Consider the following 19853-nt stretch of genomic DNA (forward strand, 5'->3'; position numbering starts at 1 on the left):
CTCAGTTCAGTCCGTAGATGACGCAGGCGCTATCGGTCATGACCTGCAACGGCGGCTGAAGCGCCAGCCGCGCCGCCTCGATCTGCGCCTCGCTGGGCGCGGCGCCGGCGGCCGGTGCGGGCGGCGGAGGCGGCGGTGGCGGTGGCGGGGCAAAGTCCTCGCGCGCCTGCATCCGCGAGCCCGTCACCACGATATCGTCCACGGTCGTCGCCTGTTCGCCGCCGCCGTACGAGGGCCAGCCGGCCAGGACGTCGGTCTCGCAAACTCGGCCCGACGGATCGATAATTTTCACCCGTCCCAGGGTCGCGCCGGCGTTGGTCGCCGCCGCCTCGGCCCGGCGCCGCGCGTCCTTCATCGCCTCGGCCTGCAGATTGGCCTTCCAGCTGTTCTCTGGGTCCAACTGGAAATTCACCTGACCGATCGATGTCGGGCGCGACGCCACGATCGTGGCGTACACCCGCTCGATCAGACTCACGTCGCGCACCGTCACATTGACCGAGGCGTCGGCCTGATAGCGGGCCACGCGGTCGGCGCGGGTGTTGTCGCGCATCACCCCGTTCTCGTCGCGGTACTGATCATACAGGGGCCGAGTGGTGACGCTGGTCTCGACCCGCACCTTGTCCGCGCCATAGGCCGACAGAGAATGGCTCAGCGCCCGCACCTGATCGGCGGCGGCGCGCGAGGCCTCGGCGACGCTGCGGTCCACCGACTGGAAACTGGCCGAGACGAAGGCGCGGTTGGCCTGGATCTCGACACGCACCTGGCCGACCGAAGCGATCACCGGATCGCGCATCCACCAAGGGGCGGGGATATAGCGGTCGCCGATGGTCGCGGGCGGGGTCTGGGCCAGGGCGGGTGTGGCGGCGGCGCCCAACAGCAGGGCGAGAGCGAGGGAATGGCGCATCGAAATCCTCCGGTTTGCGCCTGACCTTCGCAGCCTCGACCAAGGCCGTAAAGCGAGGTTCTTGCGACAGCCGCGAGAGGGGTCTAGACCGCCCGCACGATTAATCCCCTTTCGCACACGCAATAAACGGAGACATCCATGGCTCGCGCGAAGATCGCTCTCATCGGCGCCGGCATGATCGGCGGCACCCTGGCCCATGTGGCCGCGCGCGAAGCGCTGGGCGACGTGATCCTGTTCGACATCGCTGAAGGCACCCCCCAGGGCAAGGCGCTGGACATCGCCGAGGCCACCGCCGTCTTCGGCTCGGACGTGGCCCTGAAGGGCGCCAACGACTACGCCGACATCGCGGGCGCCGACGTCTGCATCGTCACCGCCGGCGTGCCGCGCAAGCCGGGCATGAGCCGCGACGACCTGATCGGCATCAACCTGAAGGTCATGAAGGCCGTGGGTGAAGGCATCAAGGCCCACGCCCCCAACGCCTTCGTCATCTGCATCACCAACCCGCTCGACGCCATGGTCTGGGCCCTGCAGAAATTCTCAGGCCTGCCCAAGGAGAAGGTCGTCGGCATGGCCGGCGTGCTCGACTCGGCCCGCTTCGCCTACTTCCTGGCTGAGAAGACCGGCGTCTCGGTTCAGGACATCCATGCCTGGACCCTGGGCGGTCACGGCGACGACATGGTGCCGATGGTGCGCCACTCGACCGTCGGCGGCCTGCCCCTGCCCGACGCCGTCAAGGCCGGCTTCCTGTCGCAGGACGAGCTGGACGCCATCGTCGACCGCACCCGCAAGGGCGGCGGCGAGATCGTGGCCCTGCTGAAGACCGGCTCGGCCTTCTACGCGCCCGCTGAATCGGCCATCGCCATGGCCAAGTCCTATCTGCTTGACCAGAAGCGCGTCCTGCCCTGCGCCGTCTGGCTGTCGGGCGAATACGGCCTGTCCGACCTCTATGTCGGCGTCCCGGCCCTGATCGGCGCCGCCGGCGTGGAGAAGGTGATCGAGTTCACCACCAACGACGACGAAAAGGCGATGTTCGAAAAGTCCGTCGCCTCGGTCCAGGGCTTGCTGCAGGCCTGCAAGGATATCGACGCCTCGCTGGCCTAAGCCAGGCGCCAGATCGAACGACGAAGGGCCTGCGGATCGCTCCGCAGGCCCTTTTTCTTTCTTCCTTCTCCCCTTGCGGGAGAAGGTGGCCCGCAGGGCCGGATGAGGGGACCGCCGGTAGGCCAGTTCGCACCACCTTACCCCTCACCCTTTCGCGCAAAGACCGATCGCTACGCTCTCGGGCGCTCAAGCCCTCTCCCAGCGGGAGAGGGAAGCCATTTCACTCCCGCACGTGGGCCAGCCAGTCCTTGCTCTGCATCTCGTTGAACCGCGACACGGTCCGTTCGAACTCGAACGCCCCCACCCCTTCGGTATAGAGGGCCTCGGGCCGGGCGGCGGCCAGGACGATCAGCTTGGTCTTGGCCTCGTACAGGGCGTCCACCAGGGTCACCAGACGCCGCGCCTCGTGGTGGTTGGCCGAACTCAGGATCGGCACGTCTTCCAAGAACAGGGTGTGGAACCGTTCGGCGATGGCCAGATAATCCTGCGGCCCCAGCGGCCGGCCGCACAGATCCGCAAAGCTGGCCCGCGCCATCGACCCCACGGTCCGCTCCACCACGACATCGCGCCCCAGCACGGTCAGATGCGCCGGTTCCTCCGGCTCGCCCCCCTTCAGCTCGCGCCACAGATCCTCGAACCCGGCGCGGTCGTCGAGCGTATGCCAGACCTGGGCCGAACTCAGCCGATCCAGCCGCCAGTCGCGCGCCCCCGCCGTCTGCACCACGGCGCACCGATCACGGATGATGTCGATAAAGGGGGTGAAGAGCTGGCGATTGATGCCGTTCTTGTACAGATCCTCGGGCGCCCGGTTCGAGGTGATGGCCAGCACCACCTTGTCCTCGAACAGGGCCTCGAACAGCCGGCCCAGGATCATGGCGTCGGCGATGTCCGTCACCTGCAGCTCGTCGAAACACAGCAGCCGGGCTTCGGAGGCGATCAGCTTGGCGATGGGGGGAATGGGATCGTCGCCCTTGTGCGTCCCGAACACGGCCTTGCGAGTCTTCGCATCCCCCTCGCGCCACTGGCGCACCAGGTCGTGGATCCGGGCCATGAAGGCGTGGAAATGAGCCCGGGTCTTCCGGGGCTCGGGCGTGGCTGAATAGAACAGGTCCATCAGCATGGACTTGCCCCGTCCCGGCGGTCCCCACAGATAAATCCCCTTCACCTCAGGCGGCCGCCCGAACAGGCCGCGTTTAGCCAGATCGCGCTCCAGTCGCTCCAGGGCGACCAGGACTTCGGCCTGGGCCGGATCGGGCGTCAGCACGCCCTCTTCCACGCGGATGTCGTAGGCGTTTCGGATGCGGGAGGTCATGAGCCCCTGCTTAAAGTCCCCGCCGCCGAAAAGCGATTGCTTCGCGGCTGCGAACGCCTATTTGCACACCACACAACACATCGCGCTCAAGCAGCGAGGCCCCGTGGGCCGAGCGATAGCGCGTCCGAAGGACTAAGCATCATGGGTTATCGCGTCGCGATCGTCGGGGCCACGGGCAATGTGGGCCGCGAAATGCTGAACATCCTCGAGGAGCTGGAATTCCCCGTCGATGAAATCCACGCCATCGCCTCGCGCAAGTCCAAGGGCGTCGAGGTCTCGTTCGGCGACAAGACCATCAAATGCCAGGACATCGAACAGTTCGACTTCTCCAAGGTCGACCTGGTCCTGATGTCGGCCGGCGGCGAGGTCTCGCGCGCCTGGTCCGAGAAGATCGGCAAGGCCGGCCCCATCGTGATCGACAACTCCTCGGCCTTCCGCAAGGACGCCGACGTGCCCCTGATCGTGCCCGAGGTGAACCCCGACGCGGTCAAGGACGCCAAGAAGAAGAACATCATCGCCAACCCCAACTGTTCGACCATCCAGCTGGTCACGGCGCTGAAGCCCCTGCACGATGCGGCCAAGATCAAGCGGGTGGTGGTCTCGACCTATCAGTCGGTGTCCGGCGCCGGCAAGGAAGGCATGGACGAGCTGTGGAACCAGACCAAGGCCATCTACGGCCTGGGCGACGCGCGTCCGAAGAAGTTCCCGAAACAGATCGCCTTCAACGTCATCCCCTATATCGGGTCCTTCCTCGAGGACGGCTCGACCGACGAGGAGCAGAAGATGTCGGACGAGACCCACAAGATGCTGGACCCCGACATCAAGGTCACCGTCACCTGCGTGCGCGTGCCGGTCTTCGTGGGCCACTCCGAGGCCGTGAACATCGAGTTCGACCGCCCCCTCGCCCCGGACGAGGCCCGCGCCATCCTGCGCGAGGCGCCAGGCGTGCTGGTGATCGATAAGCAGGAGCACGACGGCTACATCACCCCCGTCGACGCCGCCGGCGAACACGCCGTCTATGTGTCGCGCATCCGCAAGGATCCCACCGTCGAGAACGGCCTGAACCTGTGGATCGTGTCCGACAACCTGCGCAAGGGCGCCGCCCTGAACGCCGTCCAGATCGCCCAGCTGCTGGACGAGACCGGCGTGATCACCTCGTCGTCGGGGTATCGTTCGATCACCGTCTGACGCTCCACCCCGTCATCCTCGGGCTTGACCCGAGGACCGGATGTTCCGCCGCTGGTGCGAACGAGCGACGCACCAGCGCCCGCCGTGCCCGATCCTCGGGTCAAGCCCGAGGATGACGGCGGGGGATGAAGGACCCCATGACCGCCGCCGCCACCCCCAACGATCCCCGCGCGGTCGCCACCGCCATCGCCTGCTACAGCCTGTGGGGCCTGCTGCCGCTGCTGTTCATGGCCATGGCGGCCCACGGGTTCGGCGCACCCGAGATCCTGGCCCACCGGGCCGTCTGGTCGGTGTTCGTGGCGGGTCTGTTCCTGCTGCTGGCGGGCCAGTGGGGCGAGGCGAAGCGGGTGCTGGCGACGCCGCGCACCCTGGCCTGGCTGGGTTTGTCGGCGGCGATGATCGCCACCAACTGGAGCCTCTATGTCTTCGCCACCACCCACCATGCGACGCTGGAGGCCAGTCTCGGCTATTATATCAACCCTCTGCTGAACATGGCGGCGGGGGCGGTGTTGTTCCGTGAACGGATCGACCGCTGGAGCGCCGTCGCCATCGCCCTGGCCGCCGTCGGGGTCGTGATCCAGACCATAGCCCTAGGCCATGTGCCGATCATCGGCCTGACCCTGGCCGTCACCTTCTGCGCCTATGCGGTGATCAGGAAGCGCGTGCCTGCCTCGGCCCAGACCGGGCTGTTCGTCGAATGTCTTGTGCTGCTGCCCATCGGCGCGGTCTTCCTGGCCTGGCTGGCGACGCACGGCCAGGCGACCGGCTTTTCCTCGCCCGCCGGCCTGGCCTGGGCCCTGGTCAACGGCCCGGCGACGGTCATTCCCCTGGTTCTGTTCGCCTGGTCGGCGCGGCGTCTGCCCCTGTCCACCATCGGCTTCATCCAGTTCCTGGCGCCCACGCTCCAGTTCGCCTGCGGCGTCTGGGCGGGCGAGGCCCTGACGCCGTTGCGGATCATCTCCTTCGTCTTCATCTGGGCCGGGGCCGGCGTATTCGCACTGGGCGCCGCCTCGCGGTCGCGCGCCGCACGCCGCGCCGTGGCCCTGACTGAACCGGGGTAATGGGAAGGCTGGAGGGCGTCTGCGCGCGCAATTCCGGCGAAGACATCCTGAGTTTCCAGCGACTTGATCCCGCGAAAAGACGATCACCTCGCCTGGGTTGGAAACCGGGTTAGGCTCCTCGGGTCATCGATCCGCCGGGAGGCCGGAATTGCACTCTTTTGCACATTGCACTGATTTCGTCTGCGCCGTGCAATTCGCCCGCCCCGGTCTTGCTCAGACGGCCCCGTACACCGCCTCCAGCAGCCGCCGGGGGCGCGGGTCGCCGATCAGGTGCGGCGACTGGCGCGTCATCACATAGGCGGCCGACAGGCGGCGCGACGGATCGGCCATGGCCATCGACCCGCCCCAGCCATAGTGGCCCAGGGACTCGCCCGGCCCGAAGACGTTCAGCCCGTCATTGCGCATCAGCCCCGCCGCCCAGCTGATCACATAGGGCAGCACCTTGTCCGGACCGTGGATCCGCTCGCGCGTCAGATCCCGCAAAACCCCCTTGGACAGCACCCGGCGTCCGTCCAGCATGCCGTCATTGGCCGCGACGCCCAGCATCCGGGCCAGACCCGCCGCCGTCGCGTGCATATTGGCCGAGGGGATCTCCATCTTGCGCCATTCGGCCGAGCCGCGCCCGCCCGGCGCCGAGCCCCGGTCCAGGAAGGCCGCCTGCTTGATCGGGTCCACCGTCCCAAGGCTGGGCGCCGCCGACGGCTTGCGCATCTGGGCCACCCGCCCGTGCTGGTCTTCCGGCAGGCCGATCCACAGGTCCAGCTCGGCGAAGTCGGCGCGCAGGGCTTGGCCCATGGTCCGCCCCGTCGTCAGCCGAAAGACCTCATTGGCCAGATAGCCGACCGTGACCGGGTGATAGCCTGAGGCCGTGCCCGGCGCCCACATCGGCGCCTGGGCCGCCAGCCGGCCGTTGACCGCGGCCGGATCGAACCACAGCGACGGCTCCACCGCCTCGGAGAAGCCCGGCAGGCCCGCCTGATGGCTCATCAGCTGGGCGACCGTGACCCCTTCCTTCCCCGCCTGGCCGAAGGCGGGCCAGATGTGGGAGACCTTCTCGTCATAGGCGACCTTGCCCGCCTCGACCGCCGTGGCCATCAACAGGGCCATCACCGCCTTGCCGGTCGAGAAGACCGGCGTCAGGGTCGTCTCGGTAAAGGGCGCCGTCTTCGCCGTGTCGGCGTGCCCGGCCCACAGATCGACGACCGGCGCCCCCTCGATCATCACACAGAAGCGCGCCCCCACCTCGTTCAGACCCTCGGGCGCATCAGTGAAATTGGCGGCGAAAACGTCCTTCACCGCCGCAAAACGCGGATCGCAGACGCCATGGATATCGAGAGCTTCGGTCATGGTCGCGTTCATAGACCTTCCCCCGCCTGCGGGGGAAGTGGCAGGCCCGGTGCGTTTAGGTCGGAGACGGCGCCGTCATCGGCCGCGCGGGCGCGCAGAAGGACGGACGCGTGGACTCCGCCCGAAAGATGTTGGCGACGAAGGCCGGGCGACGGCCCTGGGTCCGTCGAACCAGGACGACGATCAACGGCCTGGACGTCTCAGCGGTACACCACACGGTACGGGTGTTGTCCTCAGCTGGAAGGGTCTGCCCCTCAACGAAGTCGCCATAGCGCGGCAACAGCGCCAAGGCCGCCGCTTCCAGCCCCTCGGGATTTCCCCCTTCCACCGAGGCGGAACATCCGCCGTTGGGCAGCGCGACCACGAAGACCTTGGAATAGGAGGCCAGTCTCCACGCCGCCGTCGCCGTCGGCGAACCCGTCAAGCGGGGCGGGACCGGGCGTAGGTAGTGATCCAGGGCCAATGCCTCGATCGACGTCCCATCGCGCACAGCCGTCAGGCAAACGTCTGAAAAGACGATGGTCATGGCGGCGGTCGGAGAAGTCAGCGCGGCATACGGCGCACGCCGGGTGGAGCGCCCTTCGTCCGCCTGTCCGGCAAAGCCGCTGAGCAAAGCCCCGATTAGGCACGCCCCAACCAGGGTCGCCCAAACCCGGCGCGTTCCGCCGCCACCGGTCGTCCGTTCGGATTTCGACATCACCAGCCCCTGCGATGCCTGAAGGTTGCAGAAACACTCGCCTGGATCAAGTCAGGAGCCGCATGACGAAAAGGCCCCGCGCCGGAGCACGGGGCCTCGAATCATTCGATCCGGCAGTGCAGATTAGGCCGCGACGACCTCGGTCGCCTGTTCGGCCAGGATGGTCAGGCCTTCGCCGTTGACGTCGGCGAAGCCGCCCTTGACGTCGTACTGGGTCTTGGCCCCGCCGACGTAGACGGTCACCAGCCCCTCGCGCAGGGCGGTCATGAAGGGGGCGTGGTCCGGCAGGACGCCGAAGTCGCCCTCGACGCCCGGCGCATCCACCTGGTCCACAAGGCCCGAAAAGACCTCGCGTTCCGGCGAGACGAGGGAGAAGTTCAGCTTGCCGGCCATGATCAGGCTTCCGACGCCATCTTCTCGGCCTTGGCGACGGCCTCTTCGATCGCGCCGACCATGTAGAAGGCGGCTTCCGGCAGGTGGTCGTACTCACCGGCGACGATGCCCTTGAACGAGCGGATCGTGTCGGCCAGCTCGACGAACTTGCCGGGCGAGTTGGTGAACTGTTCGGCCACGAAGAAGGGCTGCGACAGGAAGCGCTGGATCTTGCGGGCGCGCGACACGACCAGCTTGTCCTCTTCCGACAGCTCGTCCATGCCGAGGATGGCGATGATGTCCTTCAGGCCCTTGTACTGCTGCAGCACTTCCTGGACCGAACGGGCGACGTTGTAGTGCTCCTCGCCGATGACCAGCGGGTCCATGATCCGCGAGGTGGAGTCCAGCGGGTCGACGGCGGGGAAGATGGCCTGGGCGGCGATGTCGCGGTTCAGAACCGTGGTCGCATCCAGGTGGGCGAAGGAGGCGGCGGGCGCCGGGTCGGTCAGGTCGTCGGCGGGCACATAGATGGCCTGGACCGAGGTGATCGAGCCCTTCTTGGTCGAGGTGATCCGCTCTTGCAGGTTGCCCATCTCGGTCGCCAGCGTCGGCTGATAGCCCACGGCCGAGGGGATGCGGCCCAGCAGAGCCGACACTTCGGAACCGGCCTGGGTGAAGCGGAAGATGTTGTCGACGAACAGCAGGACGTCCTTGCCCTCCTCGTCGCGGAAGTACTCGGCGATGGACAGGCCGGTCAGGGCGACGCGGGCGCGGGCGCCGGGGGGCTCGTTCATCTGGCCATAGACCAGGGCGCACTTGGAGCCCTCGGTCGAACCGCCGTTCTTGGCCGGGTCCACGTTCACGTTCGACTCGATCATCTCGTGATACAGGTCGTTGCCTTCGCGCGTGCGCTCGCCCACGCCGGCCAGAACCGAATAACCGCCGTACGCCTTGGCGATATTGTTGATCAGTTCCTGCATGGTGACGGTCTTACCGACGCCGGCGCCGCCGAACAGGCCGATCTTGCCGCCCTTGGTGTAGGGGCACATCAGGTCGATGACCTTGATGCCCGTGACCAGGATTTCCGACGAGGTGGACTGCTCCTCGAACGAGGGCGCTTCCTTGTGGATCGGGCGGTATTCGGCGGTCTTGATCGGGCCCTGCTCGTCGATCGGCTGGCCGACGACGTTCATGATGCGGCCCAGGGTGCCGGGGCCGACCGGCGCCTGGATCGACGATCCGGTGTCCGACACGGGCTGACCGCGCGTCAGGCCTTCGGTCGTGTCCATCGAGATGGTGCGGACCATGTTCTCACCCAGGTGCTGGGCGACTTCCAGAACCAGGGTGAAGGGTTCGCCCGTCTTCTGGTCGATGTTCTGGGTGTGCAGGGCGTTCAGGATCGCCGGCAGATGGCCGGTGAACTCGACGTCCACGACGGCGCCGATGACCTGGGCGATCTTGCCGGTGGCGACGACGGAGCCCGGCGCGGTCGAGGCGGCGGGCGCCTTCTTGACGGCGGGTTTGCGGGCGGCGGGCTTCTTGGGGGCGACGGTGTCGGTCATGGCTGGGGTCCGTATCGGAATGTCTGTTCGGTCGGGATCAGAGGGCTTCGGCGCCGGCGATGATCTCGATCAGCTCGGTGGTGATCTGGGCTTGGCGCTTGCGGTTGTATTGCAGCGTCAGGGCGTTGATGAGGTCGCCGGCGTTGCGCGTGGCGTTGTCCATAGCCGCCATCTGCGACCCGAAGAAGCCGGCCTGATTCTCGTACAGGGCGGCCAGGATCTGGGTCGTCAGGTTGCGCGGCAGCAGGGTCTCGAGGATTTCCTCTTCCGAGGGCTCGTAGTCATAGACCGCGCCGTTCAGGTCGATCGGGGCCGCGTCGCCTTCGACCACGGCCGGGATCAGCTGCTTGCCGGTCGGGACCTGCTGGATGACCGACTTGAACTGGCTGTAGAACAGGGTGACCACATCGGCCTGGCCGTTCTCGAACGCCGTAGCAATCATTTCGGCGACCGGCTGGGCCAGAGGCAGGCCGACGGTCTTCTGGGCGCTCAGCTCGAAGGTGTGAACCACCTTGGCGCCGTAAAGACGCGTCAGCTGATCGCGCGACTTGCGGCCGACGGCGATGATGGCCACGTCCTTGCCGTTGGCGATCAGGCTGTTGATCCGCTCGCGCGCGGCGCGGATGACGTTGGTCGAGAAACCGCCCGCCAGACCCTTGTCCGCCGTCGCCACCACGATCAGGTGACGTTGGTCCTGACCCGTGCCCGACAGCAGCTTGGGCGCGTCGGCGCCCGAGACGCCGGCGGCGAGGTTGGCGATGACCGAGGCCATCTTGCGCGCATAGGGCCGGGCGCTCTCGGCCTGGTCCTGGGCGCGTTTCAGCTTGGCCGCGGCGACCATCTGCATGGCCTTCGTGATCTTCTGCGTGGCTTTCACGCTTCCGATCCGATTGCGCATTTCCTTGAGGCTGGCCATCCGGCTTTGCTCTTCCTCTAACTAACCGGCGGGGTTCAGGCGAAGGTCTTGACGAAGGCGGCCAGGATGTCCTTCAGCTCGGCCTCGAGGTCGGCGGTCAGGTCCTTCTTGGTGCGGATGCCGTCCAGCAGCGAGGCGTGGTTCGCGTGGATGCGGGCCAGCAGCTCCTTCTCGAACCGGCCGACGTCGCCCACGGCGATCCCGTCGATATAGCCGCGCGTGCCGGCGTAGACCGAGACGACCTGTTCTTCCATCGCCAGCGGCGAATACTGCGGCTGCTTCAGCAGCTCGGTCAGGCGTTCGCCGCGGGCCAGAAGCTTCTGGGTCGAGGCGTCAAGGTCCGAGCCGAACTTGGCGAAAGCGGCCATCTCGCGATACTGGGCCAGTTCGCCCTTGATGGTGCCGGCGACCTTCTTCATCGCCTTGGTCTGGGCCGAGGAGCCGACGCGCGACACCGAGATGCCGACGTTCACGGCGGGACGGATGCCCTGGTAGAACAGGTCCGATTCCAGGAAGATCTGGCCGTCGGTGATCGAGATCACATTGGTCGGGATATAGGCCGAGACGTCGTTGGCCTGGGTCTCGATGATCGGCAGGGCGGTCATCGAGCCCGAGCCGTAGTCGGCGTTCAGCTTGGCCGAGCGCTCGAGCAGGCGGCTGTGCAGGTAGAAGACGTCGCCCGGATAGGCTTCGCGGCCCGGCGGGCGGCGCAGCAGCAGGGACATCTGGCGATAGGCCACAGCCTGCTTGGAAAGGTCGTCATAGACGATCAGGGCGTGCATGCCGTTGTCGCGGAAGAACTCGCCCATGGCGGTGCCGGCGAAGGGCGCCAGGAACTGCAGCGGGGCCGGTTCCGAAGCCGTGGCGGCGACGACGATGGTGTATTCCAGCGCGCCCGACTCTTCGAGAGTCTTGACGATCTGGGCGACGGTCGAACGCTTCTGGCCGATGGCGACGTAGATGCAATAGAGCTTGGCGCTCTCGTCATCGGTCTTGTTGACGTTCTTCTGGTTCAGGATGGCGTCGACGGCGACGGCGGTCTTGCCGACCTGACGGTCGCCGATGATCAGCTCGCGCTGGCCGCGGCCGACGGGGATCAGGGTGTCGATGGCCTTCAGGCCGGTCTGCATCGGCTCGTGAACCGACTTGCGGGGGATGATGCCCGGCGCCTTGACGTCGACGCGGCGGCGCTCGGTGAACTGGATCGGGCCCTTGCCGTCGATCGGCTCGCCCAGCGGGTTGACGACGCGGCCCAGCAGACCCTTGCCGACCGGCACGTCCACGATCTCGCCCAGGCGGCGCACGTCGTCGCCCTCGGCGATGGCGGCGTCGGCGCCGAAGATCACGGCGCCCACATTGTCGCGTTCCAGGTTCAGGGCCATGCCCTTCACGCCGGCCTTGGTGAACTCGACCATTTCGCCGGCCTGGACATTGTCCAGACCGTGGATGCGGGCGATGCCGTCGCCGACCGACAGCACGCTGCCGACGTCGGAGACATCGGCTTCGACGCCGAAGTTGGCGATCTGCGACTTGAGGATGGCCGAGATTTCAGCGGCGCGGATGTCCATGACGGGCTCTCTGTTCTTCAGTCTTCTGCGGGTGCGCCGATCAGGCGCGCATTCGTGGTGGCGGGAGCGGACCTTAGGCCCGCTTGAGGGCGAACTTCATCTGGTCGAGCTTGGTCTTCAGCGAGGCGTCGAACAGTTTCGAGCCGACCTTGATCTTCAGGCCGCCCAGGATAGCCGGATCGACCCGCGTGGTCAGTTCCGGCGCCTTGCCCAGGCTCTTGGACAGGGCCGCAGTGATGGCGGCGGTCTGTTTGGCGTCCAGCGGCTGGGCCGAGACGACCTCGGCGGCGACGATGCCTGCGTGTTTGGCGTAGCGGGCCTCAAACCCGGCGATCACGCCCGGCAAGTCCTTGGCGCGATGGTTCTGGGCCAGCAGGCCCAGGAAGTTGGCGGTGGTCTGCTCGAACTTCGCCTTGGCGGCGATGGCGACCAGGCCCTTGCCCTGATCCTCGGCCGAAATGACCGGCGAGGTCGCCAGGCGGCGCAGGTCGGCGCTCTCGATCCAGGCGGCCTTCAGCGACGTCAGGTCAGCACGGACGGCGTCCAGGCGGCCGGTTTCCAGCGCCAGATCAAACAGCGCCTGTGCGTAGCGATCGCCGACTTCCGTCGTTCTGAAATCATCAGCCACTGATTAGGGTCCGAGGTCGTTGTGTCAGGGTCGCGACCGATTGCGAGGGTCGCAACGGTCAAAAGCCTGAAATGCTTACGGAAAGCACGATAGAGGCCGTATTCGTGAATACGCCCCCTTCAAGCCGGGCGCCTGATAGCACGGGGTTTTGCCGCTCGCAACATTGCGTGAAGGGCGATAAGGCCGCACCCCGTCACAAGCGCCCGCGCGGCGTGTCGCACACCGGTCATCCCCGCATGGGATATGCCGCCTTAACAATCCGCCCCGAGCCTCAATATCCGAGATCCAAGATGAAGCCTGCCGCCCTGCTGATCGCCGTCGCGGTCGCCTTCGCCGCCCTGACCTCGGCCTCTGCAGCCCAGCCTACAGCCTCGGACGCCGCACGCCCTGTGCGGCTGATGAGCTACAACATCCGCTACGACGGGGCTGACGATGTTCCGAACTGGACACAGCGTCGCCCGCACATGGCGCGCCAGATCGCCTTCTTCGATCCCGACGTTCTGGGGGTGCAGGAGGCCCTGCCGCACATGGTCGCCTATCTGGCCGAACAGGCGCCGGCCTATGATCATTACGGCCTCGGTCGCGACGACGGCGCCCAGACGGGCGAGACCACCACCCTGTTCTGGCGTCGCGCCCGGTTCGAGACCGTCAGCACCCAGACCCTGTGGTGCTCGCTCACGCCGGACCGGCCGTCCAGGGGCTGGGACGCCGCCCTCCCCCGCACCATCACCCGCGTCGTCCTGCGCGACCGGATCGACGGCGGCCTGCTGGATGTCCGCAACGCCCATTTCGACCATGTCGGCGTGATCGCCCGCGAAGAATGCGCCGCACTGGCCGCTGACATGGCGCCGGCCTTTATCGACGGCGTGACCGCGTCGGTGGTGCTGATGGGTGATTTCAATACCGGCCCGGACAGCGCCCCCTATCGGCGTATCGTCGCCTCGGGTCTGCGCGACGCCCGCGCGGTCAGCCCCGTCGTCTTCGGCCCGGCCGGCACCTACAACGACTTCGACATCGCCAAGGACAATGAGGGGGTCGCCATCGACCACGTCTTCATCGGCCCCAGCCTGTCGGCGATCAGATATGGCGTCCCCACCGACTCCTTCGCGGGTCAGGTGATTTCGGACCATTTCCCTGTCGTGGTGGATGTCTCGCCCACACGGCCCTGAAGGGTGGGGTGCGACCATGACGCCGCACCCCTTCGCTTGATCGGAACTCGCTTCGGCCCTAGCGCTTTACGCTGACGCTTTTCCCTCTAGGACACCTCATGCTCGACAGCATTACGCCCCTGCTCTCCGACCCGGCCGCCTGGGCCGCGCTGGTGACGCTCATTGTGATGGAGGTCGTACTCGGCATCGACAACCTGATCTTCATCTCGATCCTGTCGAACAAACTGCCCGAGCATCAGCGCCAGAAAGTCCGGCGCATCGGCATCGGCCTGGCGCTGGTCATGCGCCTGGCCCTGCTGTCGATCATCGCCTGGCTGGTCGGCCTGGTTCAGCCCGTCTTCACCGTCATGGGCAACGAGTTCTCGTGGAAGGATCTGATCCTGATCGCGGGCGGCCTGTTCCTGGTCTGGAAGGCCACCAAGGAGATCCACCACACCGTCGATCCCACGCCCAGCCATGACGTGATGGACAAGAAGGATGTGATGATCAACAACGCCGGCGCGGCGATCTTCCAGATCATCCTGCTGGACCTGGTCTTCTCGATCGACTCGATCCTGACCGCCGTCGGCATGACCGAGCACCTGCCGATCATGGTGATCGCGGTGCTGGTCGCCGTGACCGTCATGCTGCTGGCCGCAGATCCCCTGGCCAACTTCATCAACGAGAACCCCAGCGTCGTCATGCTGGCCCTCGGCTTCCTGCTGATGATCGGCATGGTGCTGATCGCCGACGGCTTCGGCTATCATGTGCCCAAGGGCTATATCTACGCCGCCATGGCCTTCTCGGCCGGTGTGGAGGCCCTGAACATGATGGGTCGCCGCTCCGCGACCAAGAAGGAAAAGGCCACGGCCGCCCGCGCCCAGGCCGACCAGGCCGAGGCCCGCGCCCGCAAGGCCGAGGCGGAAGCCGCCGCCGAGAAGGCCTGAGCCGATGATCCGCCTGTCGTCACGCCTCGCCGGCCTCACCGCCGGTCTGTTGCTGGCGGCGGGCGGGTTCCTTCCCTCCCGGGCGGAGGTTCCGGTTCAGGCCTATGAGGTCGTGCGCGCCTATCCGCACGACAAGACGGCCTTCACCGAGGGCCTCTTCTTCCATCAGGGGGCGCTGTACGAGAGCACGGGTATGTACCCGTCCTTCATCCGCCAGGTTCAGCTCGAGACCGGCGAGGTTCTGCGCCAGCGCGACCTGCCGACCGTCTATTTCGGCGAGGGCATGACCACGCTGAACGGCAAGCTCTACAGCCTGACCTGGCGCAACCACATCGGATTCATCTGGAAGCTGGACGACTTCTCGCCCCTGGGCGGCTTCTCCTATCCGGGAGAAGGCTGGGCCCTGACCACCGACGGGCGGCGGCTGATCATGAGCGACGGCACCGACCAGCTGCGCTTCCTCGATCCCGACACCCTGGCCGAGACCGGCCGCGTCTCCGTCACCGCCGACGGCAAGCCGCTGGATCAGATCAACGAGCTCGAGTGGATCGACGGCGAGGTCTTCGCCAACCTGTGGCAGGACAACCGCATCGCCCGCATCGACCCGGAGACCGGCGTGGTCAAGGCCTTCATCGACCTGACGGCCCTGGTCCCCCAGGATGCGGGCCTGGACCCGAACGACGACGTCCTGAACGGCATCGCCTGGGACGCCGCCGGCAAACGCCTGTTCGTCACCGGCAAACGCTGGCCGCAGCTGTTCGAGATCAAGTTGCGCTGACCCCGGAAACAGCGAGGGGGCGGACGCCTGCATGCGTCCGCCCCCTCGCCGCCTCTGCTCCGGCCTTGATCAGCCGTGCAGGTCGAACCGGTCCAGCTCCATGACCCGGGCCCAGGCCGCCACGAAGTCGTGGACCAGCTTCTTCTGTCCATCCGCCTCGGCATAGACCTCGGCCAGGGCGCGCAGCACGGCGTTTGAGCCGAACACCAGATCGACGCGCGTGCCGGTCCAGCGCAGTTCTCCGGTCTTGCGATCACGACCGTCGAACAAATCCTTGGCTGACGAAGAGGCCGACCACTTCACGCCCATGTCCAGCAGGTTGACGAAGACGTCGTTGGTCAGGGCGCCCGGCCGATCCGTCAGCACCCCGTGGGTCGAACCGCCCACATTGATGTTGATGGCCCGCAGCCCCCCGATCAGCGCCGTCATCTCTGGCGCGGTCAGGGTCAGACGCTGGGCCTGGTCGATCAGCAGGGATTCGGCGGGAACGGCGTAGCGGGCCTTCTGATAGTTGCGGAAGCCGTCGGCGACGGGCTCCAGATAGCTGAAGGATTCGACGTCCGTCAGGGCCTGGCTGGCGTCCGTCCGACCGGGCGTGAAGGGCACGACGACCTCATGCCCCGCCGCCTTGGCCGCCTGTTCGACGCCGGCGGCGCCGGCCAGCACGATCAAGTCGGCCAGAGACACCTTCTTGCCGCCGACCTGTTCCTGGTTGAAGGCGAACTGCACGCCTTCCAGGGTCTTCAGCACCCGCTGCAACTGCTCGGGCTGGTTGACGGCCCAGTCCTTCTGCGGCGCCAGCCGGATGCGCGCGCCGTTGGCGCCGCCGCGCTTGTCCCCGCCCCGGAAGGTCGAGGCCGAGGCCCAGGCCACGCCGACCAGTTCCGAAACGCTCAGACCCGTGGCCAGCACCTGGGCCTTCAAGGCGGCCGCATCGGCGGCGTCGATCAGCGGATGATCGACGGCCGGCACGGGGTCCTGCCAGACCAGCTCCTCCTTGGGGACTTCCGGGCCCACGTAGCGCGAGCGCGGACCCAGATCGCGGTGGGTCAGCTTGAACCAGGCGCGGGCGAAGGCCTCGGCGAAGGCCTGCGGATTGTTGAGGAAGCGGCGCGAGATCTTCTCGTATTCCGGGTCGAACCGCAGCGACAGGTCCGTGGTCAGCATGGTCGGGCGACGCATCTTGGTCGGATCATGGGCGTCGGGGATGATCGCGCCCGCGTCCTTGGCCACCCACTGGTGAGCGCCGGCCGGCGACTTCTCCAGCTCCCATTCGAAGCCGAACAGGTTCTCGAAGAAGAAATTGCTCCACTGGGCCGGCGTCTGGGTCCAGGTCACTTCCAGACCGCTGGTAATGGCGTCGCCGCCCGATCCGCTGCCGAAGCTGGAGGTCCAGCCCAGGCCCTGGGCTTCCAGGCCCTCGGCCTCGGGCTCGGGGCCGACGTGGTCGGCCGGGCCGGCGCCGTGGGTCTTGCCGAAGGTGTGGCCGCCGGCGATCAGGGCGACCGTCTCCTCGTCGTTCATCGCCATCCGCGCAAAGGTGTCGCGGATATCGCGCGCCGCAGCGACCGGATCGGGATTGCCGTCCGGGCCTTCCGGGTTGACGTAGATCAGGCCCATCTGCACCGCCGCCAGCGGGTTCTCCAGATCGCGCGTATGCTGGACGCCGTCGGCGGTGTCGTCCGCGACCAGCACGGCCTCGTCAGCCGGCTTTTCGACGCCGTGCGAACCCCGCGAGTACCGCTCGTCGCCGCCCAGCCAGGTCGTCTCGCGACCCCAGTAGACGTCCTGATCCGGCTCCCAGGTGTCCTCGCGCCCGCCGGCGAAGCCGAAGGTGCGGAAGCCCATGGTCTCCAGGGCCACATTGCCGGTCAGGATGAACAGGTCTGCCCAGGATATGGCCTGGCCGTATTTCTGCTTGATCGGCCACAGCAGGCGGCGCGACTTGTCGATGTTCACATTGTCCGGCCACGAGTTCAGCGGCGCGAACCGCTGCTGGCCACGACCGCCGCCGCCCCGTCCGTCGCCGACCCGATAGGTGCCCGCGCTGTGCCAGGCCATGCGGATGAACTGCGGCCCGTAATGCCCAAAGTCCGCCGGCCACCAGTCCTGCGAGTCCGTCATCAGCTGGCGCAGGTCGTTCTTCAGCGCCTCATAGTCCAGTTTGGAGAAGGCCTCGCGATAGTTGAACCCCTCGCCCAGCGGGTTCGACCGCGACGAGTGCTGGTTCAGCAGATCAGTACGCAGCTGCCCCGGCCACCAGTCGCGGTTCTGGACGCCGCCCCCGGCCACCGACTCGGTCGTGGCGCCTGAGAACGGGCATTTGGCTTCGGTTGTCATGGCGGTCTTCCCTGTGATGGCGCGATGCGACGGGCGCGTTGGCGATAGCCCCTTCGTCGATGTGGCTATTCCTGCACGGCCCAGCTTCATAAGGCCAATCGATTATCTTTGATATTTGTATAGGCTTGCCCTATTCGCTCGCCATGCTCCCCACCCTGCGTCAACTCCAGTATCTGAAGCTTCTCGCCGAACACGGCAGTTTCTCCCGCGCCGCCGAGGCCGCCCACGTCAGTCAGCCCGCCCTCAGCGCCGGGGTTCAGGAGCTGGAGCGGATCCTGGGCGCCCCCGTGGTCGAGCGGGCGCGCGGGGCCGTCATCATGACCGCCGTGGGGGTCGAGGCCGTGCGCCGGGCCGAGGACGTCCTGGCCCGGACCGAGGATCTGGTCGAGGCGGCCAAGAACGCGGGCCGGCTGCTGTCTGGCCGATTCCGCCTGGGCGTCATCCCGACCGTGGCCCCCTTCCTGCTGCCCGCCAAATTGCCGTCGCTGAAGACCGCCTACCCGAACCTGAAGCTGTTCATCCGCGAGGACCTGACGCCCCGTCTGATCGCCGCCTTGAAAGCAGGCCAGGTCGACGCCGCCGTCATCGCCCTGCCCTATGACGCGCCGGGGGTCGAACACGCCCGCATCGGCGACGACGAGATCCTGGCCGCCGCCCCCCACGACCACGCCCTGGCCGCCCCCGGCCCGATCCGGCCCGGTTCGCTGCGGGCCGAAGATCTGATCCTGCTGGAAGACGGCCACTGTCTGCGCGACCACGCCCTGGCGGCGCTGGACATCGAGGCCCCGCGCGGCGACGACGTCTTCGCCGCCACCAGCCTGCACACCCTGGTCCAGATGGTCGGATCGGGCCTGGGGGTCAGCTTCCTGCCGAAGATGGCGGTCCAGGCCGGGCTGGCCGACACCCCCTCGGTCGTCATCCGCGCCTTCGAAAACCAGGCCGACGGCGCCCCGCCCCACCGCGAAATCGTCGTCGCCTGGCGCTCCGGCTCCAGCCGCGCGGCCGAAGCTCGGCTGTTGGCCGAGGCGCTGAAACTGGATTGAGGGTCGCAGGATGACGGAGGCCAAGATCAGGATCGCCGTGATCGGTCCCGGCGCCATCGGCGGCACGGTGGCGGCCTGGCTGGCGCAACGCGCGGATTTCGACGTCCTGGTCTGCGCCCGCACGCCGTTTGCGGACCTGGAGATCGAAACCCCCGGCGGCTCGATCGCCGCCACGCCGACGATCGCGACCCGCCCGGACGGTCTGACGCCGGTCGACTGGGTGATCGTGGCCACCAAGACCTATGACACCGCCTCGACCCTGACCTGGCTCGACGCTCTCGTCGGACCCGAAACCCGGGTCGCCGTTCTCCGCAACGGGGTCGAGCATCTGCCCCCCTTCGCCGACCGCGCGCCCGCCGACTGCCTGGTCCCCGCCGTGGTGGACATCCCGGCCGAACGCCGGGCGCCGGGCCGGATCCGCCAAAGGCGCGACGGCTGGATCAAGACGCCCGACGATGCGGCCGGCCGCGCCTTCGCCGCCCTGTTCGCCCATACGCCGATCCGCGCTGAGACCACGCCCGACTTCCGGTCCGAGGCCTGGAGGAAGCTGGCCCTGAACTGCGCCGGCGCCGTCAACGCCCTGATCCTCAAGCCTTCCGGCATCGCCCATGACGAGGGCGCCGCCTCCGTCATGCGCGCCCTGGTCGCCGAATGCGTCGCGGTCGGCCGGGCGGAAGGCGCCGTCCTGCCTGACGATCTGCCGGATCAGGTCATCGCGGGCTATCGCGCCGCCGCCCCGGACGGGATCAACTCGCTCCACGCCGACCGCGCCGCCGGCCGCCCCATGGAGCTGGACGCCCGCAACGGCGTCATCGTCCGCCTGGGCGCCCGCCGCGGCGTCCCGACCCCGGCCAACGCCATGATCGTCGCCCTGCTGAACGCGGCGGCGCTGTAGGCGCAGTCCCGCTTTTGGGCTCAAACAAAAAGGGCCGGCGGATCGC

General features: G+C 67.4%; 18 protein-coding genes. 8 read left to right on the top strand and 10 right to left on the bottom strand.

Translation table 11 applies throughout. The features are described from left to right. Position 1: 1 nt before the first annotated feature. On the bottom strand, positions 2-904 hold the full coding sequence (locus tag PKE72_RS10765) for an SIMPL domain-containing protein (RefSeq protein WP_271165372.1): 903 nt from the start codon (positions 902-904) through the stop codon (positions 2-4). Between the two features lie 138 nt (positions 905-1042). Here PKE72_RS10765 and mdh point away from each other — a divergent pair, with 138 nt between their 5' ends. Beyond that, positions 1043-2005 (top strand): malate dehydrogenase, encoded by a 963-nt coding sequence (mdh, locus tag PKE72_RS10770; RefSeq protein ID WP_008263318.1) that lies wholly within the window; start codon positions 1043-1045, stop codon positions 2003-2005. Between the two features lie 220 nt (positions 2006-2225). Here the strand turns inward: mdh and zapE are convergent, their stop codons facing one another. Then, on the bottom strand, positions 2226-3317 hold the full coding sequence (gene zapE, locus PKE72_RS10775; protein WP_271165373.1) for a cell division protein ZapE: 1092 nt from the start codon (positions 3315-3317) through the stop codon (positions 2226-2228). 141 nt (positions 3318-3458) lie between these two features. Here zapE and PKE72_RS10780 point away from each other — a divergent pair, with 141 nt between their 5' ends. Together PKE72_RS10780 and rarD are read left to right on the top strand one after the other, a co-directional pair. After that, a complete protein-coding gene (locus PKE72_RS10780) occupies positions 3459-4505 on the top strand; it encodes an aspartate-semialdehyde dehydrogenase (protein ID WP_271165374.1) in 1047 nt (348 codons plus the stop codon). Between the two features lie 137 nt (positions 4506-4642). After that, positions 4643-5566 (top strand): EamA family transporter RarD, encoded by a 924-nt coding sequence (gene rarD / locus PKE72_RS10785; RefSeq protein ID WP_271165375.1) that lies wholly within the window; start codon positions 4643-4645, stop codon positions 5564-5566. 213 nt (positions 5567-5779) lie between these two features. Here rarD and PKE72_RS10790 read toward each other — a convergent pair whose 3' ends face one another. From PKE72_RS10790 to PKE72_RS10820, 7 genes are all read right to left on the bottom strand, one after another. Then, on the bottom strand, positions 5780-6913 hold the full coding sequence (locus PKE72_RS10790; protein WP_271165376.1) for a serine hydrolase domain-containing protein: 1134 nt from the start codon (positions 6911-6913) through the stop codon (positions 5780-5782). A 55-nt stretch (positions 6914-6968) separates the two neighbouring features. After that, positions 6969-7610, bottom strand: a complete 642-nt coding sequence (locus PKE72_RS10795; protein ID WP_271165377.1) for a hypothetical protein — start codon at positions 7608-7610, stop codon at positions 6969-6971. 123 nt (positions 7611-7733) lie between these two features. After that, a complete protein-coding gene (locus PKE72_RS10800) occupies positions 7734-8003 on the bottom strand; it encodes an ATP synthase F1 subunit epsilon (protein ID WP_271165378.1) in 270 nt (89 codons plus the stop codon). A 2-nt stretch (positions 8004-8005) separates the two neighbouring features. After that, entirely contained in the window at positions 8006-9544 is a 1539-nt protein-coding gene (atpD, locus tag PKE72_RS10805) for a F0F1 ATP synthase subunit beta (RefSeq protein ID WP_373878095.1), read from the bottom strand. A 37-nt stretch (positions 9545-9581) separates the two neighbouring features. After that, positions 9582-10460: a F0F1 ATP synthase subunit gamma gene (locus tag PKE72_RS10810; protein WP_271165379.1), complete on the bottom strand. Its 879-nt coding sequence runs from the start codon at positions 10458-10460 to the stop codon at positions 9582-9584. A gap of 35 nt (positions 10461-10495) precedes the next feature. After that, positions 10496-12028, bottom strand: a complete 1533-nt coding sequence (atpA, locus tag PKE72_RS10815) for a F0F1 ATP synthase subunit alpha (RefSeq protein WP_271165380.1) — start codon at positions 12026-12028, stop codon at positions 10496-10498. A gap of 73 nt (positions 12029-12101) precedes the next feature. Then, positions 12102-12656 (bottom strand): F0F1 ATP synthase subunit delta, encoded by a 555-nt coding sequence (locus PKE72_RS10820; protein ID WP_271165381.1) that lies wholly within the window; start codon positions 12654-12656, stop codon positions 12102-12104. 290 nt (positions 12657-12946) lie between these two features. On the opposite strand from PKE72_RS10820, the gene PKE72_RS10825 reads away from it, so the two are divergent. From PKE72_RS10825 to PKE72_RS10835, 3 genes are all read left to right on the top strand, one after another. Beyond that, complete coding sequence (locus tag PKE72_RS10825) at positions 12947-13825, top strand: endonuclease/exonuclease/phosphatase family protein (protein WP_271165382.1); 879 nt, start codon at positions 12947-12949, stop codon at positions 13823-13825. A 98-nt stretch (positions 13826-13923) separates the two neighbouring features. Further along, a complete protein-coding gene (locus PKE72_RS10830) occupies positions 13924-14751 on the top strand; it encodes a TerC family protein (protein ID WP_271165383.1) in 828 nt (275 codons plus the stop codon). Between the two features lie 4 nt (positions 14752-14755). After that, the gene (locus PKE72_RS10835; RefSeq protein ID WP_271165384.1) at positions 14756-15529 is read left to right on the top strand and encodes a glutaminyl-peptide cyclotransferase; all 774 of its coding nucleotides are present in this window, start codon (positions 14756-14758) and stop codon (positions 15527-15529) included. A 69-nt stretch (positions 15530-15598) separates the two neighbouring features. Here PKE72_RS10835 and katG read toward each other — a convergent pair whose 3' ends face one another. Then, a complete protein-coding gene (gene katG, locus PKE72_RS10840; protein WP_271165385.1) occupies positions 15599-17869 on the bottom strand; it encodes a catalase/peroxidase HPI in 2271 nt (756 codons plus the stop codon). A 143-nt stretch (positions 17870-18012) separates the two neighbouring features. On the opposite strand from katG, the gene PKE72_RS10845 reads away from it, so the two are divergent. Together PKE72_RS10845 and PKE72_RS10850 are read left to right on the top strand one after the other, a co-directional pair. Continuing rightward, positions 18013-18912 (top strand): hydrogen peroxide-inducible genes activator, encoded by a 900-nt coding sequence (locus PKE72_RS10845; protein ID WP_271165497.1) that lies wholly within the window; start codon positions 18013-18015, stop codon positions 18910-18912. A 10-nt stretch (positions 18913-18922) separates the two neighbouring features. Further along, entirely contained in the window at positions 18923-19807 is an 885-nt protein-coding gene (locus PKE72_RS10850) for a 2-dehydropantoate 2-reductase (protein ID WP_271165386.1), read from the top strand. The last annotated feature ends 46 nt before the right edge of the window (positions 19808-19853 follow it).

This window comes from Brevundimonas intermedia, from assembly GCF_027922165.1.
GTDB lineage: Bacteria > Pseudomonadota > Alphaproteobacteria > Caulobacterales > Caulobacteraceae > Brevundimonas > Brevundimonas intermedia.

Excerpts from the sequence above, each read along its gene's own strand:
- PKE72_RS10850 (WP_271165386.1), top strand. The coding sequence starts at position 18,923 with ATGACGGAGGCCAAGATCAGGATCGCCGTGATCGGTCCCGGCGCCATC.
- katG (WP_271165385.1), bottom strand. The coding sequence starts at position 17,869 with ATGACAACCGAAGCCAAATGCCCGTTCTCAGGCGCCACGACCGAGTCG.
- PKE72_RS10845 (WP_271165497.1), top strand. The coding sequence starts at position 18,013 with ATGCTCCCCACCCTGCGTCAACTCCAGTATCTGAAGCTTCTCGCCGAA.
- PKE72_RS10780 (WP_271165374.1), top strand. The coding sequence starts at position 3,459 with ATGGGTTATCGCGTCGCGATCGTCGGGGCCACGGGCAATGTGGGCCGC.
- PKE72_RS10830 (WP_271165383.1), top strand. The coding sequence starts at position 13,924 with ATGCTCGACAGCATTACGCCCCTGCTCTCCGACCCGGCCGCCTGGGCC.
- PKE72_RS10790 (WP_271165376.1), bottom strand. The coding sequence starts at position 6,913 with ATGACCGAAGCTCTCGATATCCATGGCGTCTGCGATCCGCGTTTTGCG.
- zapE (WP_271165373.1), bottom strand. The coding sequence starts at position 3,317 with ATGACCTCCCGCATCCGAAACGCCTACGACATCCGCGTGGAAGAGGGC.
- PKE72_RS10825 (WP_271165382.1), top strand. The coding sequence starts at position 12,947 with ATGAAGCCTGCCGCCCTGCTGATCGCCGTCGCGGTCGCCTTCGCCGCC.
- PKE72_RS10795 (WP_271165377.1), bottom strand. The coding sequence starts at position 7,610 with ATGTCGAAATCCGAACGGACGACCGGTGGCGGCGGAACGCGCCGGGTT.
- mdh (WP_008263318.1), top strand. The coding sequence starts at position 1,043 with ATGGCTCGCGCGAAGATCGCTCTCATCGGCGCCGGCATGATCGGCGGC.
- atpA (WP_271165380.1), bottom strand. The coding sequence starts at position 12,028 with ATGGACATCCGCGCCGCTGAAATCTCGGCCATCCTCAAGTCGCAGATC.
- atpD (WP_373878095.1), bottom strand. The coding sequence starts at position 9,544 with ATGACCGACACCGTCGCCCCCAAGAAGCCCGCCGCCCGCAAACCCGCC.
- PKE72_RS10810 (WP_271165379.1), bottom strand. The coding sequence starts at position 10,460 with ATGGCCAGCCTCAAGGAAATGCGCAATCGGATCGGAAGCGTGAAAGCC.
- PKE72_RS10765 (WP_271165372.1), bottom strand. The coding sequence starts at position 904 with ATGCGCCATTCCCTCGCTCTCGCCCTGCTGTTGGGCGCCGCCGCCACA.
- PKE72_RS10835 (WP_271165384.1), top strand. The coding sequence starts at position 14,756 with ATGATCCGCCTGTCGTCACGCCTCGCCGGCCTCACCGCCGGTCTGTTG.
- PKE72_RS10800 (WP_271165378.1), bottom strand. The coding sequence starts at position 8,003 with ATGGCCGGCAAGCTGAACTTCTCCCTCGTCTCGCCGGAACGCGAGGTC.
- rarD (WP_271165375.1), top strand. The coding sequence starts at position 4,643 with ATGACCGCCGCCGCCACCCCCAACGATCCCCGCGCGGTCGCCACCGCC.